The sequence below is a fragment of the Nocardia anaemiae NBRC 100462 genome (genome assembly GCF_001612725.1).
Lineage (GTDB): Bacteria > Actinomycetota > Actinomycetes > Mycobacteriales > Mycobacteriaceae > Nocardia > Nocardia anaemiae.
On the sequence record NZ_BDAZ01000031.1, the window covers coordinates 1 to 20,163 of the forward strand.

Sequence of the window (20,163 nt, forward strand, 5' to 3'; positions counted from 1 at the left end):
CACCGCGGCATCCGATCGCGGCGGCTTCAGCCTCGCGGTGGCCGACCGAGGAAACACCATGCTCATCGGCGGCATCGGACGCGAGATCGACGAGATCTTTCCGTTGCGGCCGGGAATGCTACTGCCGCCGGGCACGGCAGCAGAGCAGGTCTTGGCCTTCGGTCACCCGAATCCCACACCGCCGGAGGGGTTTTCGTCGCGTGAATGGCGTCGCCGAGTCGACATGAGCAGCGATCTCGCCTATGACACCGATATGAGCCGATTCCGGCTCGCCTGTGTCGCGGCACCGGTGCACGGGCCCGGGGGTGAGATCGTCGCGGCGCTGGCGGCGACCGTGGCCGAAGTCCAGCGCGTCCCGGCCGTGGCCGAAGCGGTGCGGCGGGCGGCGGGCCTGGTGAGCACCAATCTCGCCAAACTTCTCAGATCACACGGGGTGCTGACGCTCTGAGCGGATACGAGACGGCCGGTCCTTGCCACATTACGGCAGGAATCGGCCTTGGATGTGGCCGTGGACTACATGCCCATCATGGAACGCAGGTAGTTCACGGCCATCCAGAACATATCCATCATCATCAGGATTTCACCTTCTTAGCTAGTAGCGCTCATAACCCGCCATACCCAGCGTTATGACAGTTACACAACGACTCACCAGCGACCGGTCGACCCCGCGCTGGGTTGCCGACGCACCCCTCACGCACCGCGGGCACGGCCGACAGCCGGGCCCGAGCAGTCTCGTACTCATCGATGAGGCGTTCGATGACGGCAGCCGTCGGACGCGCCGCATCGATGCTGCCGATGCCCTGACCGGCACACCACACATCGCGCCACGCCCTCGTATTCTTCGCGCTCCGTCGGCGAAATTCATTGCCGCGGAGTCCGATGCAGGTAGGGCATCGGGATCGAGTCCGGCCGCGATAATGCTGCCGCACAGGTAGTTGCCCGTGCGCGCCGGTAAAGAGATCGCTGTAGACGATGTCCGAGGCTGTAGGTGACGGTGTTCGTCTACGTATCCGAGGTCGCCGAGGGTGTTCCAGCCTTTGGCGTTGTATGCGAAAAGCGTTGGACGCGAACCGAGTGGGGCGCAAGATCATCCACCCAGGTCAAGCGACCGTGCGGCGCTCGGCTATCGAATCATCCTGGCATCCATCGGTTTCCGGGTGTCGATTCGTTCGATCAGCCGCTGCCAGCCGTCGGCCAATTGCTGTCGCGCGTCAGCGGTATCCGCCGCGGTCGTGGTGTGCAGATACAGCAGGACGGGGGCTTCCAGGGCCGCGGTCAGCTGGATGGCAAGGATGTCGGTGTCCGGAATGTCGACGCGCGCCTGGTTCAGCAGCATGCGGATGTGGAATTGGGAGATGGTGGCCGCGCCGACGGGGATCGGCTGATTGGCGTCCAAGGATGCGCGGGCGATCGCGACGTGGTCGAACAGGAAGTCCAGGCGGGCGCGTCCGTAGGCGATCAGTCGCTGGATCGGGGCGGCGCCGGGGCCTAGTGGTGGTTGGCCCGACAGTACCGATTGCTGGAAGGCCTTTTCGTCCTCATCCATAAGCGCGTGAAAGATGCCCGCTCTGGTGCGGAATCGGCGAAATACGGTGCCCTTGCCCAGTCCGGCGCGTTCGGCCAGTCCGTCCATGGTCACCTTTTCGACGCCGAGTTCGTCGACCAACTGCCGCGCCACATCCAGCAGATGTCGTCGATTACGTGCGGCATCGCCGCGTTCATTACGCGGCAGGCCCAGGTGTAGCGCGGTCGGTTCCACGGGTTCCAAGTTACCGTCGGGAATGAAAGCGGGGTAAAGTCCGCTTTCGATGCTGTTCGTGTTCGCCTCGCTCACCGCCTCCGGTCGAGCGATTGACTAGGAGTTCTCGATGAACGTCTTCCTCTGGATCCTGCAGGGCCTGCTGGCACTGGTCTTGGTAGCCGCTGGCGCCGGGAAACTCGCCCAGCCGCGCGAAAAACTCGCCGCCAAGATGTCCTGGGTCGAGAGCTTCACCGACCAGCAGGTCAAGGCGATCGGCGCGGTCGAGGTGGTGGGCGGACTCGGCCTCGTGCTGCCCGCGCTCACCGGAATCGTCCCGGTACTTACTCCGATCGCCGCGGTCGGCGTCGCGATCATCATGATCGGCGCCGCCCTGACGCACGCGCGCCGCAGCGAATGGGCCGAAATCGCGCCCAGCGTGGTGCTTTTCATACTTGCCGCCGTGATCGCGTGGGGCCGGTTCGGCCCTTATTCGTTCTGACGCCAGCAGCTGATCGCGGGAGGATACGCGGCTACAGCTGGCCGCACATCCTCCTCGCGCAGCACGAAGCGAAAACCACTGGCACTTCCCATGCTCGGTGGCGCCGCACTCGATCTCTCCGAAATCAGGGTCCGGATCTCGCCGGTTGTCATCGGGATTCTCAGGGTAGCCCCGGTCCGCGCTCTGGATCTGGGTCGGCAGGATCTCGTTCGCACCACCGGCGATGGTGTAGGCACGCGAATACAGGTGCGCGTCCTGCCACCAGCCCGCCGCGACCGCGTCCGGATCGGCCTCGGTCAGCAGTCCGTCCGTGCCCTGTAGCCGCATCCCGAATTCGACCAGGTCGTAATTGAGTTCGCTGAAGAAGATCTTGCCGATCGGGGCGTCGGCGGGCTGTTCGGTGTGGTGCAGCATCCGGGACTGGGCGAGGCCGACCATTGCCGCGTCGACCCGATGCGCCGCCACCTCGACGCCCTCGCCCGCTGGCACTGCCCCACCACCGCACTGCTCCGCGCCACTGCGCCTCTCCACCACCGACAGTGCTGCCGCACACCTACTGACAACCTCGCATACGGTATAGCCTGTGCGAGGCCGTCAGTGGCTATGCGGTAGATGGCGCTGGACGGTATCCGGAATGTTCAATGCATTGGCCGGGTACAGGCCACCTACTGCCGGTGCAGGTTCGGGGCGCCGTTCCCACCGCGCCGCGCTGCGCGCGTGAGCGTTGTCCGCGATTCGGTCTCAGACCCGTACGACTTCGGGTTCGGCATGTTCGGCCGGGTGAGCCGTCACCGCACGACGGACCGGAATGGCCATGGCGATCAATGCCGCGAGAACCGATACGCCACAGCCGATCAAGAACGCGACGCGGAAGCCGTCCTCGGTGGGAATGCTGTGCCCGCCGACCATGACGGTCAGCTGCGCGAGCACCGCGCCGACCACGGCCGCAGAGATCGAGGTGCCGATCGAGCGCATCAGCGTGTTGAAGCCATTGGCGGCGGCGGTCTCCGACTGCGGCACTGCACCCATGATCAGCGCGGGCATGGCACCGTAGGCGAAACCGACACCTGAGCTGCAGATGATGTTCACGATCAGTAGGCCCCAGGTGCTGCCCATCAGGACCTGCGCGGCGCCGTAGCCGACGGCCATGACGGCGGCGCCGACGACAAGGGTGAACTTCGGACCGCGCAATGCCGAAAGCTTCGCGCCCACCGGCGAAATCAGCATCATCATGATTCCGGCGGGAGCCATCCACAGACCCATCGCCATCATCGACTGGCCGAGACCGTAGCCGAGTGAGCTCGGCAGCTGCATCAGCTGCGGGACGCTGAGCTGCAACGCGTACATGCCGACGCCGATCGCGACCGTCGCGAGATTGGTGACCAGCACCTGCGGCCGCGCGGTGACCCGCAGGTCGACCAGCGGTTCGATGGTCCGCAGCTCCCACCAACCCCACACCAGCAGCAGCACCGCGGCCGCGACGAACAGGCCGAGGATGCTGCCACTCGTCCAACCCCACGTCGCGCCCTTGGACACGGCGAGGAGCAGCGCTACCAAACCACCGCCGAGCAGCACCGCACCGAGTCCGTCGAAGTGACCCGACGGCCCCTCGGCAATACCCTCCGGCACGATCACCGTGATCAGCGCGGTGGCGATGGCGACCAGCACCGCCGCCGCCCAGAACAGCACCCGCCAGTTGCTGTACTCGGTGACCGCCGCCGCCAATGGCAGACCGAGCGCGCCGCCGATACCGAGCGAGGAACTGATCAGTGCGATGGCCGAGCCGAGTCGCTCGGGTGGCAGCACGTCGCGCAGCAGCGCGACGGCCAGCGGGATGGTGCCGAAGCCGAGGCCCTGCAGGCCGCGGCCGATGATCATCGGCAGCAACGAACCCGCCATGGCACAGACCACCGAACCGACGATGAGCGGCACGGTCGAGGCGATCACCATCCGGCGCTTGCCGAACATATCGCCGAGGCGACCGGCGACCGGGGTGGCGACCGCGCCCACGAGCAGGGTGACCGTAACCACCCAGGACGTATTGGCCGCCGAGGAATTCAGAATCTGCGGCAACTCGCCGAGCAATGGCACCACGAGCGTCTGCATCAGCGACGCGACGATGCCGGTATAGGCCAGCACGGCCAGGATGGCGCCCGGCCGGACAGCGGAATCAGGCTTGTCCACGCAAATCTCCCTCGGACTCACAACAGTCATACGTGTATCATGCACTAGACGTGCATCATACATTTCGCATGAACAATACACGCGCTGTGTGTGATGCACATTCCCCGAGGACGAAGGCCAAGCGCATAGAACTGGCGTCCGAATCAGCCGCCCGCGACGTGGTCGAAGCCGGGCAGATGCTCGGCGCCGTCTGACGGCGCCCAGCAGCGAGCCAGGCCCAGCTCCGCCGCCCGATCGACCAGTTCCACCCGGAAACCGTTGGCGCCGCGCAGAAATGCGAAGAACAGGCGCCTGGCGTCAGCGGCCCGGGTGGCCCTCGGTGACGTATCCGTGGCGCACGAGTTCGGCGGCCACATCGTCGGACCAGTAGCCGATGTGATGAATCCCGGTCTCCCCCACCGGTTCCCACAGCCTGTGACCATCTGTCTGGCCAATCCGAGTGCGGTTGCTCGCATGGTTGATGCCCCCGACTGCCGAGATCACCTGGGAACGCTCGGTCATGCCGAGTTCAGGGTGTTTGTGGGAACGTGGACGCGATTTCGGCTGTACCGATGAATTTGGTGTGTATCCGTCGTCGATACCGCTGGATACACCGATTGCGGTGGGCCTGTGCTGGGACGGTTCCAGTGCGACAGGAAACAGATGGAGACAATGATGAGCGTCGACGACTCCGCACAGGAGCACACGATCCGGACGAGTGAGCAGGGGGCGCGGGTGAGCGGTCCCACGGTGTTGGTTGCGGGGGCGAGCATCGCGGGGCCCGCGCTGGCCCACTGGCTGCGTAGGCGGGGCGCGGAGGTGACCGTGGTCGAGCGGGCCCCCGAGCTGCGCCCGGGTGGTCAGGCGGTGGACGCACGCGGGGTGACCAAGGAGGTCATCCGGCGAATGGGGCTGGACGCGGCGGTGCGCGCGGCCTGTACCGAGACCGTCGGCGCGTACACCGTGGACGCGGACGGGAACGTGCTGGAGACCTTCCACGCGGACGACCACGGTGGTGACGGGTTCATCGCGGAGATCGAGATCCTGCGCGGCGACCTGTCCCGGGTGCTCTACGACGACACCCGCGATGGTGTCGAGTACATCTTCGGCGACCGGATCGCCGAACTCACCCAGGACGCGGACGGAGTCGACGTCGCCTTCGAGGGCGGCGGGCGGCGGCGCTTCGACCTTGTGGTCGGGGCGGATGGGCTGCACTCGGGGCTGCGTGCGATGGTCTTCGGGCCGCGTGAGCGGTTCGTCCGCCACCTCGGGCATGTGCTGGCCTTCTACAGTGTGCCCAACAAGTTCGGGCTGGACCGCTGGCTGATCGAGTACCAGGAAGCCGGACGCTCCGCTGGCCTGCGGCCCATCCAGGACGCCACCCGGGCGATGGCCATGTTCTCCTTCCCGGCGGCCGACCTCGACGTCGACTACCGCGATGTCGAGGGCCAGAAGCGGCTGCTGCGCGAGCGGATGGCCGGTTTCGGCTGGTTGACCTCGGACATCCTCGCGCACCTTGACGACACCCCGGACTTCTACCTCGATCAGGTCGCCCAGGTGGTGATGGACCGCTGGTCGAACGGACGGGTGGGGCTGCTCGGCGACGCGGCGTTCAGCTCTTCGCCGATGTCCGGGCAGGGCACCGGGCTGGCCCTGGTCGGCGCCTACCTGCTGGCCGGAGAGCTGGCCGCGGCCGGGTGGGACCCGGCGGCCGGGTTCGCCGCATACGAGGCGCGGATGCGCTCGTTCGTCGAGGCCAACCAGGAGATCGGCCGGTTGAACGCGCGCAGCCGCGACGTCCCCGGACCGGACGCCGAGCCGATCCCCGATTTCACCGGCGAATGGTTTACCGAGCTGATCGGGCGTGCGATCCACGGCGTCGAACTGCCCGACTACGCAGGGCTGCCCGACTCCGATGCCCCGGCCGCACCGCCGATCACCTCCTCGGCCAAACCGTAGGTGTCACATAACGTGTCGACAGGGACGACGCTTCGGACGGCTGCCGGACTACGCCCGCTTATCGAGCGATTTTCCGCTGGTCACAACCAGTGAAGGCGGTGCTGGGCACTCGGTCGGCGATTGCCTGGTGCGCCGAGAGCAATCCCGTTCAAGCGGCCATCTCTTGGGCGATCGCTTCCGCGAAGGCGTCCACGTCGGCCTCGGTGGTGTCGAACGAGCACATCCAACGAACCTCGCCGGTGCGTTCGTCCCAGGTGTGGAAGCGGAACCGTTTCTGGAGTCGCTCGGTGACCTCCCGGGGAATTATGGCGAAGACGGCATTGGCCTGGACCGGCCGTACGATCTCGACGCCTGGCACCCGGGCGACGGCCGCGGCAAGCCGGGCCGCCATGGCGTTGGCGTGCCGGGCATTGCGCAGCCACAGATCACCCTCCAGCAGAGCGATGAGCTGCGCCGACACATACCGCATCTTGGAGGCCAGCTGCATCGCGGCCTTGCGGAGGTACGTCACGCCACGCACCGCGTCCGGGTTGAGCACCACGATCGCCTCGCCGAGCAGCGAGCCGTTCTTGGTGCCGCCGAACGACAGCACGTCCACCCCGACTTCGGAGGTCAACGCGCGCAACGGCACATCGAGCGCGGCGGCCGCGTTGGCCAGTCGGGCGCCGTCCACGTGCAGCAGCATGCCGCGCTCGCGTGCCAGCGCACCGATCGCCGCGATCTCGCCGGGCGTGTAGAGGGTGCCGAGCTCGGTGCTCTGCGTGATAGAGACAACTTTGGGCTGGGCGTGGTGCTCCTCGCCGAAGCCCCACGCGTACTGGTCGAGCAACTTCGGCGTCAGTTTGCCGTCCGGGGTGGGCACCGGGATCAGCTTGAGCCCGGCCACCTTCTCGGGTGCGCCGCACTCGTCCAGGTTGATGTGTGCGGACTCCGGGCAGATCACCGCGCTCCACCGCTCGCACATCGCCTGCAGCCCAACCACATTGGCGCCACTGCCATTGAAGACCGGATAGACATCGGCACGCTCGCCGAAATGGCCCTTGATCAGTTCGCGCAGCCGAACGGTGTGGACATCCGCGCCGTAGGCAGGCTGGTGCCCGTCGTTGGCGGCGGCCAGCGCCGCCATGATGTCCGGGTGCACGGAGGCGTTGTTGTCACTGGCGAAACCGCGTATCGGCTCGCACTCGGGAAAGGTGTCGCTCACTGATCCTCTTCCGTCAGCAGGGGGAAGGCGCCGTTCTCATCGTGGACCTCGCGGCCGGTGAGGGGCGGGTTGAACACGCAGACCGCGCGGAACCGGGTGTGGGCGCGCAGGGTGTGATGCTGGTGTGCGTCGACCAGGTACATCACTCCCGGCTCGAGACAATGCCGTTCACCGGTCTCGTCGTCGACCAGTTCACCACGACCCTCGATGACGTAGACGGCCTCGATATGGTCGGCGTACCACATCTTGATCTCCGCGCCTGCGTCCACCACGGTGTCGTGCAAGGAGAACCCGACCTTCTCCTTGGCGAGCACCAGACGACGGCTATTCCACCTGGGGCCCTTCACTTCTCGTTCGGTGCCGGTGATCTCTTCCAGTGAACGGACGATCATGGAGTTCGTTTCCTTTGTCTCGTGCGTTTCCTGCGGATACTGAGATCATGGCCGCTGGCACAGCATCCACAACAGTGGCAGAAATGCCCCCTATCGCTAAAATCGCGCCACACAGCGAACTTTCGGGAGAACATGGCCAGGTTCACCGTAAGGGCCCATCGCGTCGCCCCCACGGGGTCACGGCGAAAAGGTCTGCGACGACTGCTACCACGCGAAGCACATGGCGACATAACCATCCGGCGAGGCACCACTTACGGTCGTGGCCGGGATCTTGCACAGTGGAGTCATGAACGCATCGGAAAAATGGACCGGCATCTGGACGAATGAATACGGCTCACGCCTGCACATCACCGACGACACCGGCGGGCGCATCGAGGGAACCTTCACAACGGCGCTCGGCGACAGTGCATTTGCCGGGTCGACATTCCCGATCATCGGGCTGAGCAAAGGCAAAGGTTTGCACTTCGCATTCGCTACCACGGACGAGCCCAGCACGATCGCCTCATTTACCGGGCTGCTGCGTGGCGACGCTCTGCACATGGCATGGCACGTGGTCTCCGACCGGGCCGTCAAGCCACCGAACCCGCAAGCGGAGCCGACAGAAATCGAACTGCCCTGGGCGCACGCGGTGCTGGCGAACACCGACACTTTTCGCCGACAATCCTGATCCTGAGATCGACTGTGCCGGAGGGCTTCCCCGAGCGAAATCCCGCTGGCTGTGCGGACCCGCACCACGCCGCCCTGTGCAGCGTCTGCGGGAAGCGCGAATCAGCGGCTGATGATGGAATGTCTCGGCCAAGGACGGCCGTGGTAGCGCTCGATATCGGTATTGAAGCGTTCGAGATAGGCCGCGAAGGCGGCGACATCGTCGGGCGACCAGTCGGCCATGATGTTGTCCAGGTCGCGGACGCTCTTGGTGCGGTCGGAGTCGAGTTGGCGACTGCCCTCGGGGGTAATGCGGAACAGTCGAGCCATGCCGCCCTCGGGGTCCGGAATCCGTTCGATCAGGCCCGCACGCATCATCGCGGCGGTTTGCCGACGCAGCGTGGACGCCTCCAACCCCAGCGCCTCGCTCAGCTGGCCGATGGACATCGGACCTTCGCCGCGCAGTCGGTTGAGCAGGGTATAGGCGCTGCGGTCCATACGGCTGGCACCGCGCCGAGACGCCAGACTGTATCGACCGAGCAGCATGGTCTCGAATTCGATCAAATGCGTGGGCTTGTCCATCCCGACCCTTCTGCCGATGCGCGCATCACCAATGCCGCATGTGTATCACACACGCTGTCAACGCCACGCCCGCATGTGCATATTACACGATACGTGTACCGTACACGCCGCTTGGGTCCGAAGGCGGCGCCCGCTCAGGGCAGGCGCGCCTTGGCCGAGTGGTCAGGAGGTGGGCTGGCGCAGGTCGTAGACCGTCGTGCCGCCGATCGTGCTGGCGGTGTAGTGCGCCTTGACCCATGCGGTGATTTCGCTTGCGCTGCTGTTCGATCCGCCGCCGGGGCCACCGCCCATGCCGCCGCCCGCGATGAAGTACGCGATATCGCCGTTCGCGACGTACTGCTGGAATTGCGCGAGTGTCGGGGAGTTGTCGCTGCCGGTGAAACCACCGATCGCCATAATCGAAGCGCCGGTGGACAATTCGAGACCGCTCACCGACATCGAGCCCACCGCCGCTGCGGCCCAACGGGTGTCGGTATCGCGCACCAACTGCTGCAGTTCGGTGTTGGATGAATTCGAGCCGCCCGGTCCGCCGTCGCCGTCACGGTTTGCGGTCGCATCAGCGCTTGCCTGCTCGGTCCCCTTCTGTTCGGCACCCGCTTGCTCAGCTGCCGTGCCGCCGAAAGATGTTGCGCCGGTAGGAGATTCGCCGAATCCATCGGGCGCCGCGCCCCCGCCACCCGGTCCGCCCATCCCCCGACCCGCGACTGCCGGGCCAGAGGTCGGAATGGAACCGGAATGCGCGGTCGCCGCGGTCTCGATCGCATACCCGGTGGTCCCCGCGAGGCCGAACAGCAGTCCGGCGACGGCGACGACTGCGGTTAACCTGCCGAACTGGTGTGCGCCGACCACGACGATGGCCGCGACCACGATCGAACCGATCAGCACGATCCAGCGCAACGCCGGGTACCAGTCGGGTGTGCGGTCGAGCAGAATGAAGTTCCAGATACCGGTCGAGGCGGACATGGCCGCGAGTGCGATACGCGCCGTGACGAATTGGCGACCGCGCCATAATTCGACCACCGCGATACCGATCAGCGCCGCGATCGCCGGGGCGAGGGCGACGGTGTAGTACGGGTGCATGGTGCCCTGCATGTAGCTGAATACGACACCGGTGACTAGCAGCCAACCGCCCCACAGCATCAAACCGGCACGGGTGCGATCGGTCCGCGGGGTGCGGCGGGTGAACCACAGACCGGCCAGCAGACCGATCAAGGCCGCGGGCAGCAGCCAGGAGATTTCGGTGCCCATCGAATCGCCGAACAATCGGGTGATCCCGGTGCTGCCGCCGAAGCCTGTGTTGCCACCGCCACCACCGCCGTTGCCCCCGCCGCCGAGGACACGGCCGAGACCGTTGTAGCCGAGCGCGAGGTCGAGCAGGCTGTTGTCGGTCGAGCCGCCGATGTACGGACGCGAGTCACTGGGCCACAAGCTGACCAGGGCGACGAACCAGCCGCCCGAGAGCACCATTGCCATGAAGGCGGCGAGCAGCTTGGCGATGCGACGCCAGAAGCCGATCGGTGCGGCGACCAGGAACACCAGTCCGAGTGCGGGTAGTACCAGGAACGCCTGCATCATCTTGGTGAGGAAGCCGAATCCTACTGCCACACCCGCCAATACGAGCCAGCGGCCGCTGCCGCGCTCAGTGGCGCGTACGGTGCAGTACGCCGCGACGACGAGCAGTAGCACCAACAGTGCGTCCGGATTGTTGAACCGGAACATCAGTGCCGCAACGGGAGTCACGGCGAGCGCCGTACCCGCGAGCAGCCCGGCGGCCGGGCCGCTCCACCGGCGCACCGCGGCGTACACCAAACCGACCGATGCCACGCCCATCAGCGCCTGCGGCAGCAGCATGGAGAACGAACTGAAGCCGAGCAGCCTGCCGGACAAGCCCATCACCCACAGCGATGCGGGCGGTTTGTCGACGGTGATGGCATTGCCGGAATCCAGCGAACCGAACAGCAGCGCCTTCCAACTCTGCGTGCCCGCTTGGACCGCGGCGGCGTAGAAGTCGTTGGCCCAGCCGGATTTACTGAGTGCGCACAGGTAGAGGACGGCGGCGGCCGCGAGCAGGGTCCACAATCCAGGGCGTGCCCAGCGTGGCTGATCGGACGGGCCGAACAGCCAGCGCGTCGATCGTTTTCGGTGCGCGACCGCGTGCCGCGGACCCGCTGGTACCGCGTGCCGCACGGGCCGCGCTTCGGTCATGGTCATATCGAGTCCTTCACGTGTTTATCGTCAGTGGGTGGTGGTGAGGTCGTAGACCGTGACGCCGTCGATCGTTTGGGCGGCGAAGTTGGCCGATGACCGCGCACCCGATGGCTCGACCGCCGTGGCGGGAGCTCCCAGCAATGTTGTCGTCACGCTTCGATCGTCGCGGGCGGACGTAGTGGCAAGCTATGCCGTAACTGTGAGTTCGCTGTGTGGCGCAGCACTCAATTCGCCGCAGCGGCGCCGGGCAGACGCACGGTGAATTCGGTGCGGCCGGGCACACTGTCGACCGAGATATCGCCGCCGTGCGCCTTGACGACGGCCGCGACGATCGCCAGCCCGAGACCGGTGCTGCCCGCCCGTCGCGACCGCGACGAGTCACCGCGCGCGAAACGATGAAAAACCATCGGCTGCAGGGCTTCCGGGATACCGGGACCGTAGTCGGTGACCCGCCACACCGCTCCCCCGTCGCCGTTGAATTCGAGCGATGTGACCACCGTCGTGCCAGGACCGGTGTGGACGCGCGCGTTGGTCAGCAGATTGGCGAGCACCTGATGCAATCGAGCCGCGTCACCGGTGCTCACCACCGGCTCGTCGGGCAGCTCCAGATCCCAGCGGTGTTCGGGACCGGCGATATGCGCGTCGCTCACCGCGTCCACCGTGAGCTGGGTCAGATCCACCGGCTCATGCTCCAGCCCACGTCCGGAATCCAGCCGCGCGAGCAACAGCATGTCCTCGACCAAGCCCGTCATCCGCCGGGATTCGGAGTCCACCCGACCCATCGCATACGCCACCTCGGCGGGCACCTCGGCCCGTTCGCGTTGCGCCAGTTCGGCATAGCCACGAATGGCGGCCAGCGGAGTGCGCAGTTCATGACTGGCATCGGCGAGGAATTGCCGGACCCGAGTCTCGCTGTCATGACGCGCCGACAACGCGCTGGTGATGTGATCGAGCATCCGGTTCACCGCCGCACCGAGCTGCCCGACCTCGGTGCTCGGATCGGCATCCGCGGCCGGAACCCGCACGGGCAGAACGACTTCGCCGCGATCCAGTTCCAGATCGGCCACCCGCGCGGCCGTCGCCGCGACCCGATCCAGTGGCGCGAGGGCGTGTCGAATGAGCCAGATGCCGACCGTGATCGCGATGATCGACACGATCGCTGTGACGATCCCCAAGATCAACAAGACACGCAGCAGAGTGGCGTCGACCGCGGTCAACGGCATACCGGTGACAACGATCTCACCCGACCACGCCGTATCCGCGACCACTCGATAGCGGCCCTGCCCGTCGAGCGCGACATCGACCGGCTTCCCGTCAGCTGGCACCGCGGCAAGCTGCTGTTGCGCGCTGTGCGAGAGCGAACGCTGTGTGCCGTCGGCACCGATCCGGCCCGCCTTGGTGACAGTGCCCTGGTTCACGATCGCGCCGATCGTGTCGGGCTGGATGCCGCGTCGATCCAGGAAGTCCGGTCCCGGACCGGAACCCGACGGCGGCGGGGGCGGCGGTGGCGGCATCGACGGCTGGCCGCTCGGTCGTGGCCCGAGGCTCGGACCGCCACCGACATCACCGAGTGAACGCTTCTGCACATCGATCAGCTCGGTGTCCAGCTGATGTACCAGGAACTGCCGCAATGCGAATTCCGTCGCCGCGCCGATGCCGACGACCACGATCACTAGCAACAGCACCTGCCCGACCAACAGGCGCGCCCGCAGCGACCAGCGCCTCGGCTTCCGCACTCGGCGCAGCACCTCAGGCCGCGGGCTTGAGGACATATCCGGCGCCGCGCAGGGTGTGGATCATCGGGGCCCGTCCACTATCGATCTTCTTGCGCAGATACGAGACATACAGCTCGACGATGTTGGATCGGCCGCCGAAGTCGTAACTCCACACCCGATCCAGGATCTGCGTCTTACTCAACACCCGCTTGGGATTGCGCATGAAGAATCGCAGCAACTCGAATTCGGTGGAGGTCAGCACGATCAGCTCACCGGCCCGGGTGACCTCGTGGCTGTCCTCGTCGAGCACCAGATCACCGACCACCAACTGCGCGCCGCTGTCCTCGGTGGCTACGCCGGTGCGACGCATCAGCGAACGCAGCCGCAGCACCACCTCTTCGATGCTGAAGGGTTTGGTGACGTAGTCGTCGCCGCCCGCGGTCAGCCCGGCGATGCGGTCCTCGACCGAATCCTTCGCGGTCAGCAAGAGCACCGGCAGATACGGCAGCTGCGCGCGCAACTTGCGCAGCACCTCGAGCCCGGTCATATCCGGCAACATCACATCGAGCACGACCACATCCGGGCGTACCTCGCGCGCTTTCGCGACGGCCGTTCGACCATCGCCCGCGGTAGCGACCTTCCACCCTTCGTACCGCAGGGCCATCGACATCATCTCGGCAAGCACGGGCTCGTCGTCGACGACCAACACGGTGATGGGGCTGCCATCGGCGCGGCGCATGACTACTCGTTCGGCCGGGCCGCTCCCGGCGCTCATCGCGGACATCGTCCTACCATGACCGCGAATGCTGGGGGGTAGCTGTGCCGAATCTATGGGTCAGCTGTGAGCGCGCCCCCAGCCGATCCAGAACCAGCGCACAGCCCATGCCAAGGTAGGCGGACCGAGGTCGGATCCGAGCACTTATCCGGTCCGCACCGCAAGGAGCACCATGAGCCATCCCACTCTCGAGCCGCCATCGGAACCCGACACCGTATGGGGCACACCACAACCCGCGCAGGCGAGAACATGGTCCGCCAAGAAGACCCTGGCCGCGGTCGGAATCGCTGGGGCGGGCGATGCTGCCGTCTACTCGAACCGGCAACTGATCGGTTCATAGCTGGCACTTAACTTCCGCCAACGATGGACAAATGTTGGGACTCAACGATTCTCGGGGTCGGCCCGTGCACGTGGCCGATGGTTTCGGAGCTGATCCGACAACAGGAGGAATGTAGATGAGTTTCACATCGAAGCTGGCAGTGACCGCGGCCGCCGGTGCCGTCGCGCTCGGCATGCTCGGCATCGGAGCCGGTCCGGCGAGCGCCGACGGACAACAGGGACCGATGCCCGGACAGCAGTGCCAGCCTCCTGGCGATCACCCGCAGGGCCCGCCGCCCGGCGACCACCAGGGCCCGCCGCCCGGCGACCACCAGGGCCCGCCTCCTGGCGACCACCCGGATGGCCCGCCGTCCGGCGACCAACCGCAAGGTCCGCCCCCGCAGTGCCAGTCAGGTCAGTAACCCCTTGCACCCCAACATATCCCGATGACGTAAGCGCGGCGGCGGACCCGACTGTCCACTGCCGCGCTTCGTCGGTATAGCCGAATGACCGCACAGCCGAATACAACAACCACCGCGATATACGATGAGCCGAAACCCTTGTGAATTAGCGCATTTCGAATCACGGGGAGTGAAGTATGATGGCCCGGGCGGTCGCTCGGAGTAGTGGGCGGCGAGATCTTGTGCCAATCGACCGAGGTGGCGGATGTGGGTCTGAGTGGTAAGCGGTTCCTGGATGTGGCCGGGAGCCGGGAAGCGGCCGTGACGGTGCTGGCATCGATCACCGGGTTGTACTACCTGATCGTCGCCGTCACCAACTGTATCGACACCGATACCAACCGGCGGGGCGTGCAAGCGGTGCTGTCGATGCAGGCCACGATCCACCATTCCGGTACCGACTGGCGGGCCATCACCAACAGCACGGTCATCCTCATCGCTTACATCGCGATCGTGACCTGGGAGTATCTGGTAGCTCTCGTGCTACTCGCCGCGGCAGTAACCGGTTGGTTGGCACTGTTCGGCCGGAACTCCGCCAGAACCGCACTCGCCGCGAAGTTGTCGAGTCTCGGCTGGACCATGGTGGTCCTGCTGTTCGCCGGGGGCTTCCTCACCATCGGCGGCGAATGGTTCCGGATGTGGGCGAACAAACAAGTGAACGCCACATCAGCGGCGCTGCAGAACTTCCTCATAGCCGCGGTCGGACTCATCCTGGTACACATGTCGAGCCGCGCCGAATCCCGAGAGAAGCCGTAGCAGAAGGTCTTTCGCCCCGCGACCCGCACCTCAGCCAGAGTAGCGGTAGCGGCGCATCCACTTGGTCATGATCCATTTCTCGCCGGACAGGACCGGCGCTCCGGCATGCTTCGTGGCCGGGTCGAGCTGTCCGAGGTCATTGAAATATCGGAAATAGAGCGCATGGCCTTTGCGCGGAGAAATCGAAATGCCTGCCTCCGGAAAGACGGTGTCACCGCCGCCTTCGACATCATTGAGGTAGACCACGAGTGTCGCCGTCCGCTGGCCGCCGCGAGCGATATGAGCGATGTGGCCGGGTTGGTCCGGCGGAAAGTAATCGAAATGGGCACGGTACTCGCCGCCCACTCCATACCGCAGAATTTGCAGGCCCTCACCGTTTTCCAACGGCCAGTTCATCAGGGCGGAGATCCGCCGATCGAGTCGGTCGATCAATGGGGTCTCGGACAACTGAAAAGACGTGCTTTCGCTGGAGCGATTCCCAACTATCTCCGCACGCCCGGTGGCGGGATCGACGATCGTCGACCGCTGCAATTTACCTTCGGACAGCTCGATAACCTGATCACATTCCTCGTCGGAGAGCACATCGGCGAACAGAATCAGCTGCGGCCGCTCCACCCGCAATATCGAGGGGATCGCGCGGTCGTGCGCGTGAATAATTCCATCGGGCGAAACCGGACACGCGTCGTACTCGTGGCGCGCGGGGCCGGGAAGCTCTCCCGCCAGGAAAGCACGCACCGCCGTCGCGGCGACATCCTGGTCGAAACCACCCTTGACCATCGATTCGACCACCGATTCGATAGAACAACCCCGTGCGAGATTTTCCTGTAACCAGTTCCGCCACGAAGCATCCATTGTCGCCGTCATATTCGCAGATTTTATGCTCCGATATCAGCAGGTCTATTTCCGCTGCTGGGAATTATCGGATGAGATCCGTCAGCGGCTCAGCACCGTGGTGTCGAAGAAATGCCGCGAGGCGCGGTACACATGCCTACCCATTTCGATCGGATGCCCGGAGTCATCGAAGGCGACCCGCTGCATGGTCAGCAACGGCGCGTTCGTGCGCTCGTCGAGCAGCCGCGCCTCGGCCCTGGTGGCGCCGCGCGCGCCGATCCGCTGGCGGGCGAGTGCGATGTGGATTCCCTTGGCCCGCAGGCATTCATAGAATCCGTGCAGTTCGAGCTGGTCGGGTGCGGGTGCGAATTCGGCGGGCACGTAATTGGTCATGACAGCCAGCGGCTCACTCCCGGCGCGGCGCAGCCTGCGGAAGGTCACGAAGCGGGCGTCCTCGGGCACGCCGAGTTCCTTGGCGATATCGGGATCCGGAGCGCCGAGCTGATAGTCGAGCAATTCGGTGGTCGGTTCCTGGCCCGCGGTGAGCAGGTCGTCGTACAGACTGGTCAATTCGACTGGGCGATGCACCTGATTCTGCACCACCTGGGTGCCTACCCCGCGTCTGCGCAGCAACAGTCCCTTATCGACCAGACCCTGGATCGCCTGCCGCGTGGTCGGCCGGGACAGATTGAGCCGTTTGGCCAGGTCCAACTCGTTCTCCAGGCGGTCTCCCGGCGCGAGCCGCCCTTCCAGGATGGCCTTCTCGATGCCCTGTGCCAGTTGGAAATACAGCGGGACCGGGCTGGTGCGGTCGATCGCGACATCCAGTGGCGCGGGCATCGTCGGCTCCTCGGGGCGAGCGGGCGCGGGTGAGCGCCGTTTCTTCCACTGTAAATCACGACGAGCCGCGCTTGTTGGTTATGTCTGTAAGTCCATATGTCCTTACAAAGCCTTGACAAGTAGGTATGGCGAGCGCACAGTCTGGATACGCGGCGATGCCCGTGCCCTAGGACCCTGGAGTCAGCCTGTGAATGCTCAATTCGAGGTCGTGTCGACCGGTCGGGTCGGTGTCGACATCTATCCGCTCCAATCCGGGGTGGGGTTGGAGGATGTCGACACCTTCGGCAAGTTCCTCGGCGGTAGCGCCGCCAATGTGGCTGTCGCGGCGGCGCGGCTCGGTCGGCGCACCGCGTTGTGGTCCGGCGTCGGCGCCGATCCCTTCGGTCGGTATGTGCGGCGCGAACTGGTCCGGCTCGGCGTATCGGATGCCCTCGTGCAGACCATCGATCGTCTACCGACGCCGGTGACCTTCTGCGAGATCTTCCCGCCGGACGATTTCCCGCTGTACTTCTACCGCGAACCCAGCGCGCCGGACCTGCAGATCACCAGCGGCCAGGTGGATCCAGACATCATCCGCGGGGCGGGCGTGTACTGGTCGACGGTCACCGGCTTATCCCAAGAGCCTTCTCGTACAGCACATTTCGATGCCTGGTCGATCCGCGATCGGCAGCCGCTCACTGTACTCGACCTGGACTACCGGCCGATGTTCTGGGCCGATGAGAACCAAGCCCGCACACACGTGCGCGAGGCACTGACGCAGGTGACGGTGGCGGTCGGCAATCGCGAGGAATGCCGCATCGCCGTCGACGAGACCGACCCGCATCGCGCCGCCGACGCGCTGTTGGATCTGGGTGTGGAACTGGCCATCGTCAAACAGGGGCCGGATGGCGTGCTCGGCAAGACCCGCCACGAATCGGTGGTGGTGCCTCCTGCCACCGTCGAGGTGGTCAATGGCCTAGGCGCGGGCGATGCCTTCGGCGGCAGTTTGTGTCACGGCCTACTGGCCGGATGGGATCTGGAGACCATCCTGCGCCGCGCCAATGCCGCCGGTGCCATTGTGGCCGCCCGACTCGAATGCTCCACCGCCATGCCGACCAGCGCCGAAATCGACGGTCTCGTCGCGCTGTCATTGATTGGAAAGGCCCGGAAATGAAGGTAGCCTCGCGCAGCGATTCGATGAGGGGTGATGGCCGGAAGACGGGAGTGCGGTCCTATGCCGAGCTGACCGAGTTGCGTGCGGACGACCCCGCCGCCATCGCAAGAGCTTTCGCCACCCGGACCCGCCGCGATCTGGTGCGCGGCGACGGGCGATTGATGATCATCGCCGCCGACCATCCGGCCCGCGGCGCGCTGTCGGCGTCGGGCAACCCCTACGCCATGAACAGCCGCAGGGAACTGCTGGACCGGTTGGTGACGGCTTTGGCCCGGCCGGGCGTGGACGGTGTGCTCGGCACCGCGGACATCATCGAGGATCTGCTACTACTCGGCGCGCTCGAGGACAAGGTCGTCTTCAGCTCGATGAACCGCGGCGGCATCGCGGGCGCGGATTTCGAGCTCGACGATCGAATGACCGGATATACAGCGCGGGCGACCGCCGCGGCCGGACTCAACGGCGCGAAGATGCTCAACCGGTTCGATCTCACCGATCCCGGCACGCTGTCGATGATGACCGCGAGCGCCGCCGCCATCGACGAACTCGCCGCGCTCGGATTGACCGCATTGCTGGAGCCGTTCATGTCGCACCGACCCGACGGGCCAGGAACGAAGGTGGTCAACGATCTGTCACCGGATGCGGTCATCAAGAGCGTGCATCTGGCGCAGGGGCTCGGCTCCACCTCGGCCTACACCTGGTTGAAGCTGCCCGTCGTCGCGGAGATGGAGCGCGTCATGGATGCCACCACCCTACCCACCCTGCTGCTCGGCGGGGATCCGCAGACCGGTCCCGGCGAAACCCACGCACGTTGGGCGAAAGCCCTTGCGCTTCCCGGTGTTCGGGGGCTCATCGTGGGTCGTGCGCTGCTGTACCCGCCGGACGACGATGTCGCGGGCGCGGTCGATGCGGCCGTATCGCTGGTGCGGTGATGGCGATGCACAGCAAGCATTTCGTACCCGCCGCCCGCACCTATCGCGCGCCGTACACGGTGGCGCTCACCCAGGAGGCGGCCGGGTGGGATCATGCCAGCCTGCACGTCATCGAGCTCGCGCCGGGGCAGACGCATCGCACGCACAGCCGTTCCGATGAGATCGTCGTGGTGCCGCTATCCGGATCCTGCATCGTGGCAAGTGCTGGCGAGACGTACGAATTGGCGGGACGCACTAGCGTTTTCGACGGGCCGACCGATTTCGCCTACATCGGAAGGGACCGCTCCTACGCCGTAACCAGTACGGCTGGCGGACGATTCGCGCTCGGCGGCGCCCGCGCCCAGCGGCAGTTGCCACTGCGCTATGTGCCCGCGGCCGACGTGGCGGTGGAGTTGCGCGGTGCGGGCAATTGCAGTCGCCAGGTGCACAATTTCGCGACCTCGGACACCTTCGAGGCCGATTCGATCATCGCCTGCGAGGTGATCACGCCAGGCGGTAACTGGTCGTCGTATCCGGCGCACAAACACGATGAGCTCTCCGACACCGAGACCCCGCTCGAGGAGATCTACTACTTCGAATTCGCCCGTGGCGCAGACGATTCGCCCGGATTCGGGTACCACCGCGTGTACGGGACCCCCGAGCGGCCGATCGATGTGCTCGAGGAGGTCCGGGACGGCGATGTGGTGCTGGTGCCGCACGGCTACCACGGCCCGTCCATCGCAGCGCCCGGCTATCACATGTACTACCTGAACATCATGGCCGGTCCAGGGCCGGAGCGGGCCTGGCGGATCAGCGACGACCCTGCACAGACGTGGCTGCGCGGCACATGGGCCGATATGGATATCGATCCGCGACTTCCCATGGGCGCGAAGCAGACTCGGCGGTAAGTCCGCGCCGATCAACTGAGCGCATCGAGTTCTCAGTGCGGGGAAGAGCCCGCACCTGTCCGATGACGCACAATCTGTCCTGGCTCGAAATGGGCCGCTTTTCGCGGG

Annotated in this window: 21 protein-coding genes and 2 pseudogenes; 10 read left to right on the forward strand and 13 right to left on the reverse strand. The window is 65.7% G+C overall.

The genetic code is table 11. The features are described from left to right. Window positions 1-448, forward strand: a pseudogene (locus NA5_RS41340) (IclR family transcriptional regulator); the annotation flags it as partial. 675 nt (window positions 449-1,123) lie between these two features. Here NA5_RS41340 and NA5_RS19500 read toward each other — a convergent pair. Beyond that, window positions 1,124-1,759 carry a TetR/AcrR family transcriptional regulator gene (locus tag NA5_RS19500; protein WP_062988224.1) on the reverse strand — a complete coding sequence of 212 codons (636 nt, stop codon included), beginning with the start codon at window positions 1,757-1,759 and terminating at the stop codon, window positions 1,124-1,126. 109 nt (window positions 1,760-1,868) lie between these two features. On the opposite strand from NA5_RS19500, the gene NA5_RS19505 reads away from it, so the two are divergent. Then, a complete protein-coding gene (locus tag NA5_RS19505; protein ID WP_062988089.1) occupies window positions 1,869-2,240 on the forward strand; it encodes a DoxX family protein in 372 nt (123 codons plus the stop codon). A gap of 195 nt (window positions 2,241-2,435) precedes the next feature. On the opposite strand, the pseudogene NA5_RS39405 reads toward NA5_RS19505, so the two are convergent. The 3 genes and pseudogenes from NA5_RS39405 to NA5_RS19520 form a co-directional block, all read right to left on the reverse strand. Continuing rightward, window positions 2,436-2,678: pseudogene (locus NA5_RS39405) on the reverse strand (acyl-CoA dehydrogenase family protein); the annotation flags it as partial. A 303-nt stretch (window positions 2,679-2,981) separates the two neighbouring features. Next, the gene (locus NA5_RS19515) at window positions 2,982-4,424 is read right to left on the reverse strand and encodes an MFS transporter (protein WP_062988093.1); all 1,443 of its coding nucleotides are present in this window, start codon (window positions 4,422-4,424) and stop codon (window positions 2,982-2,984) included. Window positions 4,425-4,721: 297 nt separating this feature from the next. Beyond that, complete coding sequence (locus tag NA5_RS19520) at window positions 4,722-4,925, reverse strand: hypothetical protein (protein WP_062988095.1); 204 nt, start codon at window positions 4,923-4,925, stop codon at window positions 4,722-4,724. 153 nt (window positions 4,926-5,078) lie between these two features. On the opposite strand from NA5_RS19520, the gene NA5_RS19525 reads away from it, so the two are divergent. Further along, entirely contained in the window at window positions 5,079-6,362 is a 1,284-nt protein-coding gene (locus NA5_RS19525) for an FAD-dependent monooxygenase (RefSeq protein ID WP_084484270.1), read from the forward strand. A 148-nt stretch (window positions 6,363-6,510) separates the two neighbouring features. Here NA5_RS19525 and NA5_RS19530 read toward each other — a convergent pair whose 3' ends face one another. Both NA5_RS19530 and NA5_RS19535 read right to left on the reverse strand, forming a co-directional pair. After that, the gene (locus NA5_RS19530) at window positions 6,511-7,566 is read right to left on the reverse strand and encodes a threonine aldolase family protein (RefSeq protein WP_062988097.1); all 1,056 of its coding nucleotides are present in this window, start codon (window positions 7,564-7,566) and stop codon (window positions 6,511-6,513) included. After that, window positions 7,563-7,958 (reverse strand): ectoine synthase, encoded by a 396-nt coding sequence (locus NA5_RS19535; protein ID WP_062988099.1) that lies wholly within the window; start codon window positions 7,956-7,958, stop codon window positions 7,563-7,565. Before NA5_RS19535 ends, NA5_RS19530 begins: the two co-directional genes overlap by 4 nt. Before the next feature lie 286 nt (window positions 7,959-8,244). On the opposite strand from NA5_RS19535, the gene NA5_RS19540 reads away from it, so the two are divergent. Then, window positions 8,245-8,625, forward strand: coding sequence for an avidin/streptavidin family protein (locus NA5_RS19540; RefSeq protein WP_062988101.1), 381 nt, complete (start codon window positions 8,245-8,247; stop codon window positions 8,623-8,625). A 101-nt stretch (window positions 8,626-8,726) separates the two neighbouring features. Here the strand turns inward: NA5_RS19540 and NA5_RS19545 are convergent, their stop codons facing one another. From NA5_RS19545 to NA5_RS19560, 5 genes are all read right to left on the reverse strand, one after another. Continuing rightward, window positions 8,727-9,185: a MarR family winged helix-turn-helix transcriptional regulator gene (locus NA5_RS19545; protein ID WP_062988103.1), complete on the reverse strand. Its 459-nt coding sequence runs from the start codon at window positions 9,183-9,185 to the stop codon at window positions 8,727-8,729. A gap of 162 nt (window positions 9,186-9,347) precedes the next feature. Beyond that, window positions 9,348-11,396 carry an ArnT family glycosyltransferase gene (locus tag NA5_RS19550; protein WP_062988105.1) on the reverse strand — a complete coding sequence of 683 codons (2,049 nt, stop codon included), beginning with the start codon at window positions 11,394-11,396 and terminating at the stop codon, window positions 9,348-9,350. 24 nt (window positions 11,397-11,420) lie between these two features. Then, window positions 11,421-11,546: a hypothetical protein gene (locus NA5_RS42870; protein WP_281201727.1), complete on the reverse strand. Its 126-nt coding sequence runs from the start codon at window positions 11,544-11,546 to the stop codon at window positions 11,421-11,423. A gap of 71 nt (window positions 11,547-11,617) precedes the next feature. Further along, window positions 11,618-13,165 (reverse strand): sensor histidine kinase, encoded by a 1,548-nt coding sequence (locus NA5_RS19555; RefSeq protein WP_062988107.1) that lies wholly within the window; start codon window positions 13,163-13,165, stop codon window positions 11,618-11,620. Continuing rightward, a complete protein-coding gene (locus NA5_RS19560; RefSeq protein ID WP_157110523.1) occupies window positions 13,143-13,883 on the reverse strand; it encodes a response regulator transcription factor in 741 nt (246 codons plus the stop codon). The genes NA5_RS19555 and NA5_RS19560 overlap by 23 nt, the downstream gene beginning before the upstream one ends. Before the next feature lie 172 nt (window positions 13,884-14,055). On the opposite strand from NA5_RS19560, the gene NA5_RS40515 reads away from it, so the two are divergent. From NA5_RS40515 to NA5_RS19570, 3 genes are all read left to right on the forward strand, one after another. Then, window positions 14,056-14,223, forward strand: coding sequence for a hypothetical protein (locus NA5_RS40515; RefSeq protein ID WP_157110524.1), 168 nt, complete (start codon window positions 14,056-14,058; stop codon window positions 14,221-14,223). Window positions 14,224-14,338: 115 nt separating this feature from the next. Next, window positions 14,339-14,623 carry a hypothetical protein gene (locus tag NA5_RS19565; RefSeq protein ID WP_062988111.1) on the forward strand — a complete coding sequence of 95 codons (285 nt, stop codon included), beginning with the start codon at window positions 14,339-14,341 and terminating at the stop codon, window positions 14,621-14,623. 246 nt (window positions 14,624-14,869) lie between these two features. After that, window positions 14,870-15,415 carry a DUF2165 domain-containing protein gene (locus NA5_RS19570; protein ID WP_218020127.1) on the forward strand — a complete coding sequence of 182 codons (546 nt, stop codon included), beginning with the start codon at window positions 14,870-14,872 and terminating at the stop codon, window positions 15,413-15,415. 30 nt (window positions 15,416-15,445) lie between these two features. On the opposite strand, the gene NA5_RS19575 is transcribed toward NA5_RS19570, so the two are convergent. Together NA5_RS19575 and NA5_RS19580 are read right to left on the reverse strand one after the other, a co-directional pair. Then, window positions 15,446-16,279, reverse strand: coding sequence for a 2OG-Fe(II) oxygenase (locus NA5_RS19575; protein ID WP_218020128.1), 834 nt, complete (start codon window positions 16,277-16,279; stop codon window positions 15,446-15,448). Between the two features lie 69 nt (window positions 16,280-16,348). Next, the gene (locus tag NA5_RS19580) at window positions 16,349-17,086 is read right to left on the reverse strand and encodes a GntR family transcriptional regulator (protein ID WP_062988115.1); all 738 of its coding nucleotides are present in this window, start codon (window positions 17,084-17,086) and stop codon (window positions 16,349-16,351) included. A gap of 187 nt (window positions 17,087-17,273) precedes the next feature. On the opposite strand from NA5_RS19580, the gene iolC reads away from it, so the two are divergent. Genes iolC through iolB form a run of 3 tightly spaced genes read left to right on the forward strand, consistent with a single transcriptional unit; the run spans window position 17,274 to window position 20,055 of the window. After that, complete coding sequence (gene iolC / locus NA5_RS19585) at window positions 17,274-18,239, forward strand: 5-dehydro-2-deoxygluconokinase (protein ID WP_062988117.1); 966 nt, start codon at window positions 17,274-17,276, stop codon at window positions 18,237-18,239. Between the two features lie 23 nt (window positions 18,240-18,262). Then, the gene (locus NA5_RS19590; protein ID WP_062988230.1) at window positions 18,263-19,168 is read left to right on the forward strand and encodes a Cgl0159 family (beta/alpha)8-fold protein; all 906 of its coding nucleotides are present in this window, start codon (window positions 18,263-18,265) and stop codon (window positions 19,166-19,168) included. Between the two features lie 5 nt (window positions 19,169-19,173). Beyond that, the gene (gene iolB / locus NA5_RS19595) at window positions 19,174-20,055 is read left to right on the forward strand and encodes a 5-deoxy-glucuronate isomerase (RefSeq protein ID WP_062988232.1); all 882 of its coding nucleotides are present in this window, start codon (window positions 19,174-19,176) and stop codon (window positions 20,053-20,055) included. Window positions 20,056-20,163: the final 108 nt, after the last annotated feature.

What these genes read in the sequence shown, in the direction of transcription:
- NA5_RS19505 (WP_062988089.1), top strand. Translation starts at nt 1,869, where the DNA reads ATGAACGTCTTCCTCTGGATCCTGCAGGGCCTGCTGGCACTGGTCTTG.
- NA5_RS19520 (WP_062988095.1), bottom strand. Translation starts at nt 4,925, where the DNA reads ATGACCGAGCGTTCCCAGGTGATCTCGGCAGTCGGGGGCATCAACCAT.
- NA5_RS19525 (WP_084484270.1), top strand. Translation starts at nt 5,079, where the DNA reads ATGAGCGTCGACGACTCCGCACAGGAGCACACGATCCGGACGAGTGAG.
- NA5_RS19535 (WP_062988099.1), bottom strand. Translation starts at nt 7,958, where the DNA reads ATGATCGTCCGTTCACTGGAAGAGATCACCGGCACCGAACGAGAAGTG.
- NA5_RS19540 (WP_062988101.1), top strand. Translation starts at nt 8,245, where the DNA reads ATGAACGCATCGGAAAAATGGACCGGCATCTGGACGAATGAATACGGC.
- NA5_RS19545 (WP_062988103.1), bottom strand. Translation starts at nt 9,185, where the DNA reads ATGGACAAGCCCACGCATTTGATCGAATTCGAGACCATGCTGCTCGGT.
- NA5_RS19550 (WP_062988105.1), bottom strand. Translation starts at nt 11,396, where the DNA reads ATGACCATGACCGAAGCGCGGCCCGTGCGGCACGCGGTACCAGCGGGT.
- NA5_RS19555 (WP_062988107.1), bottom strand. Translation starts at nt 13,165, where the DNA reads ATGTCCTCAAGCCCGCGGCCTGAGGTGCTGCGCCGAGTGCGGAAGCCG.
- NA5_RS19560 (WP_157110523.1), bottom strand. Translation starts at nt 13,883, where the DNA reads ATGAGCGCCGGGAGCGGCCCGGCCGAACGAGTAGTCATGCGCCGCGCC.
- NA5_RS40515 (WP_157110524.1), top strand. Translation starts at nt 14,056, where the DNA reads ATGAGCCATCCCACTCTCGAGCCGCCATCGGAACCCGACACCGTATGG.
- NA5_RS19565 (WP_062988111.1), top strand. Translation starts at nt 14,339, where the DNA reads ATGAGTTTCACATCGAAGCTGGCAGTGACCGCGGCCGCCGGTGCCGTC.
- NA5_RS19575 (WP_218020128.1), bottom strand. Translation starts at nt 16,279, where the DNA reads ATGACGGCGACAATGGATGCTTCGTGGCGGAACTGGTTACAGGAAAAT.
- NA5_RS19580 (WP_062988115.1), bottom strand. Translation starts at nt 17,086, where the DNA reads ATGCCCGCGCCACTGGATGTCGCGATCGACCGCACCAGCCCGGTCCCG.
- NA5_RS19590 (WP_062988230.1), top strand. Translation starts at nt 18,263, where the DNA reads ATGAGGGGTGATGGCCGGAAGACGGGAGTGCGGTCCTATGCCGAGCTG.
- iolB (WP_062988232.1), top strand. Translation starts at nt 19,174, where the DNA reads ATGCACAGCAAGCATTTCGTACCCGCCGCCCGCACCTATCGCGCGCCG.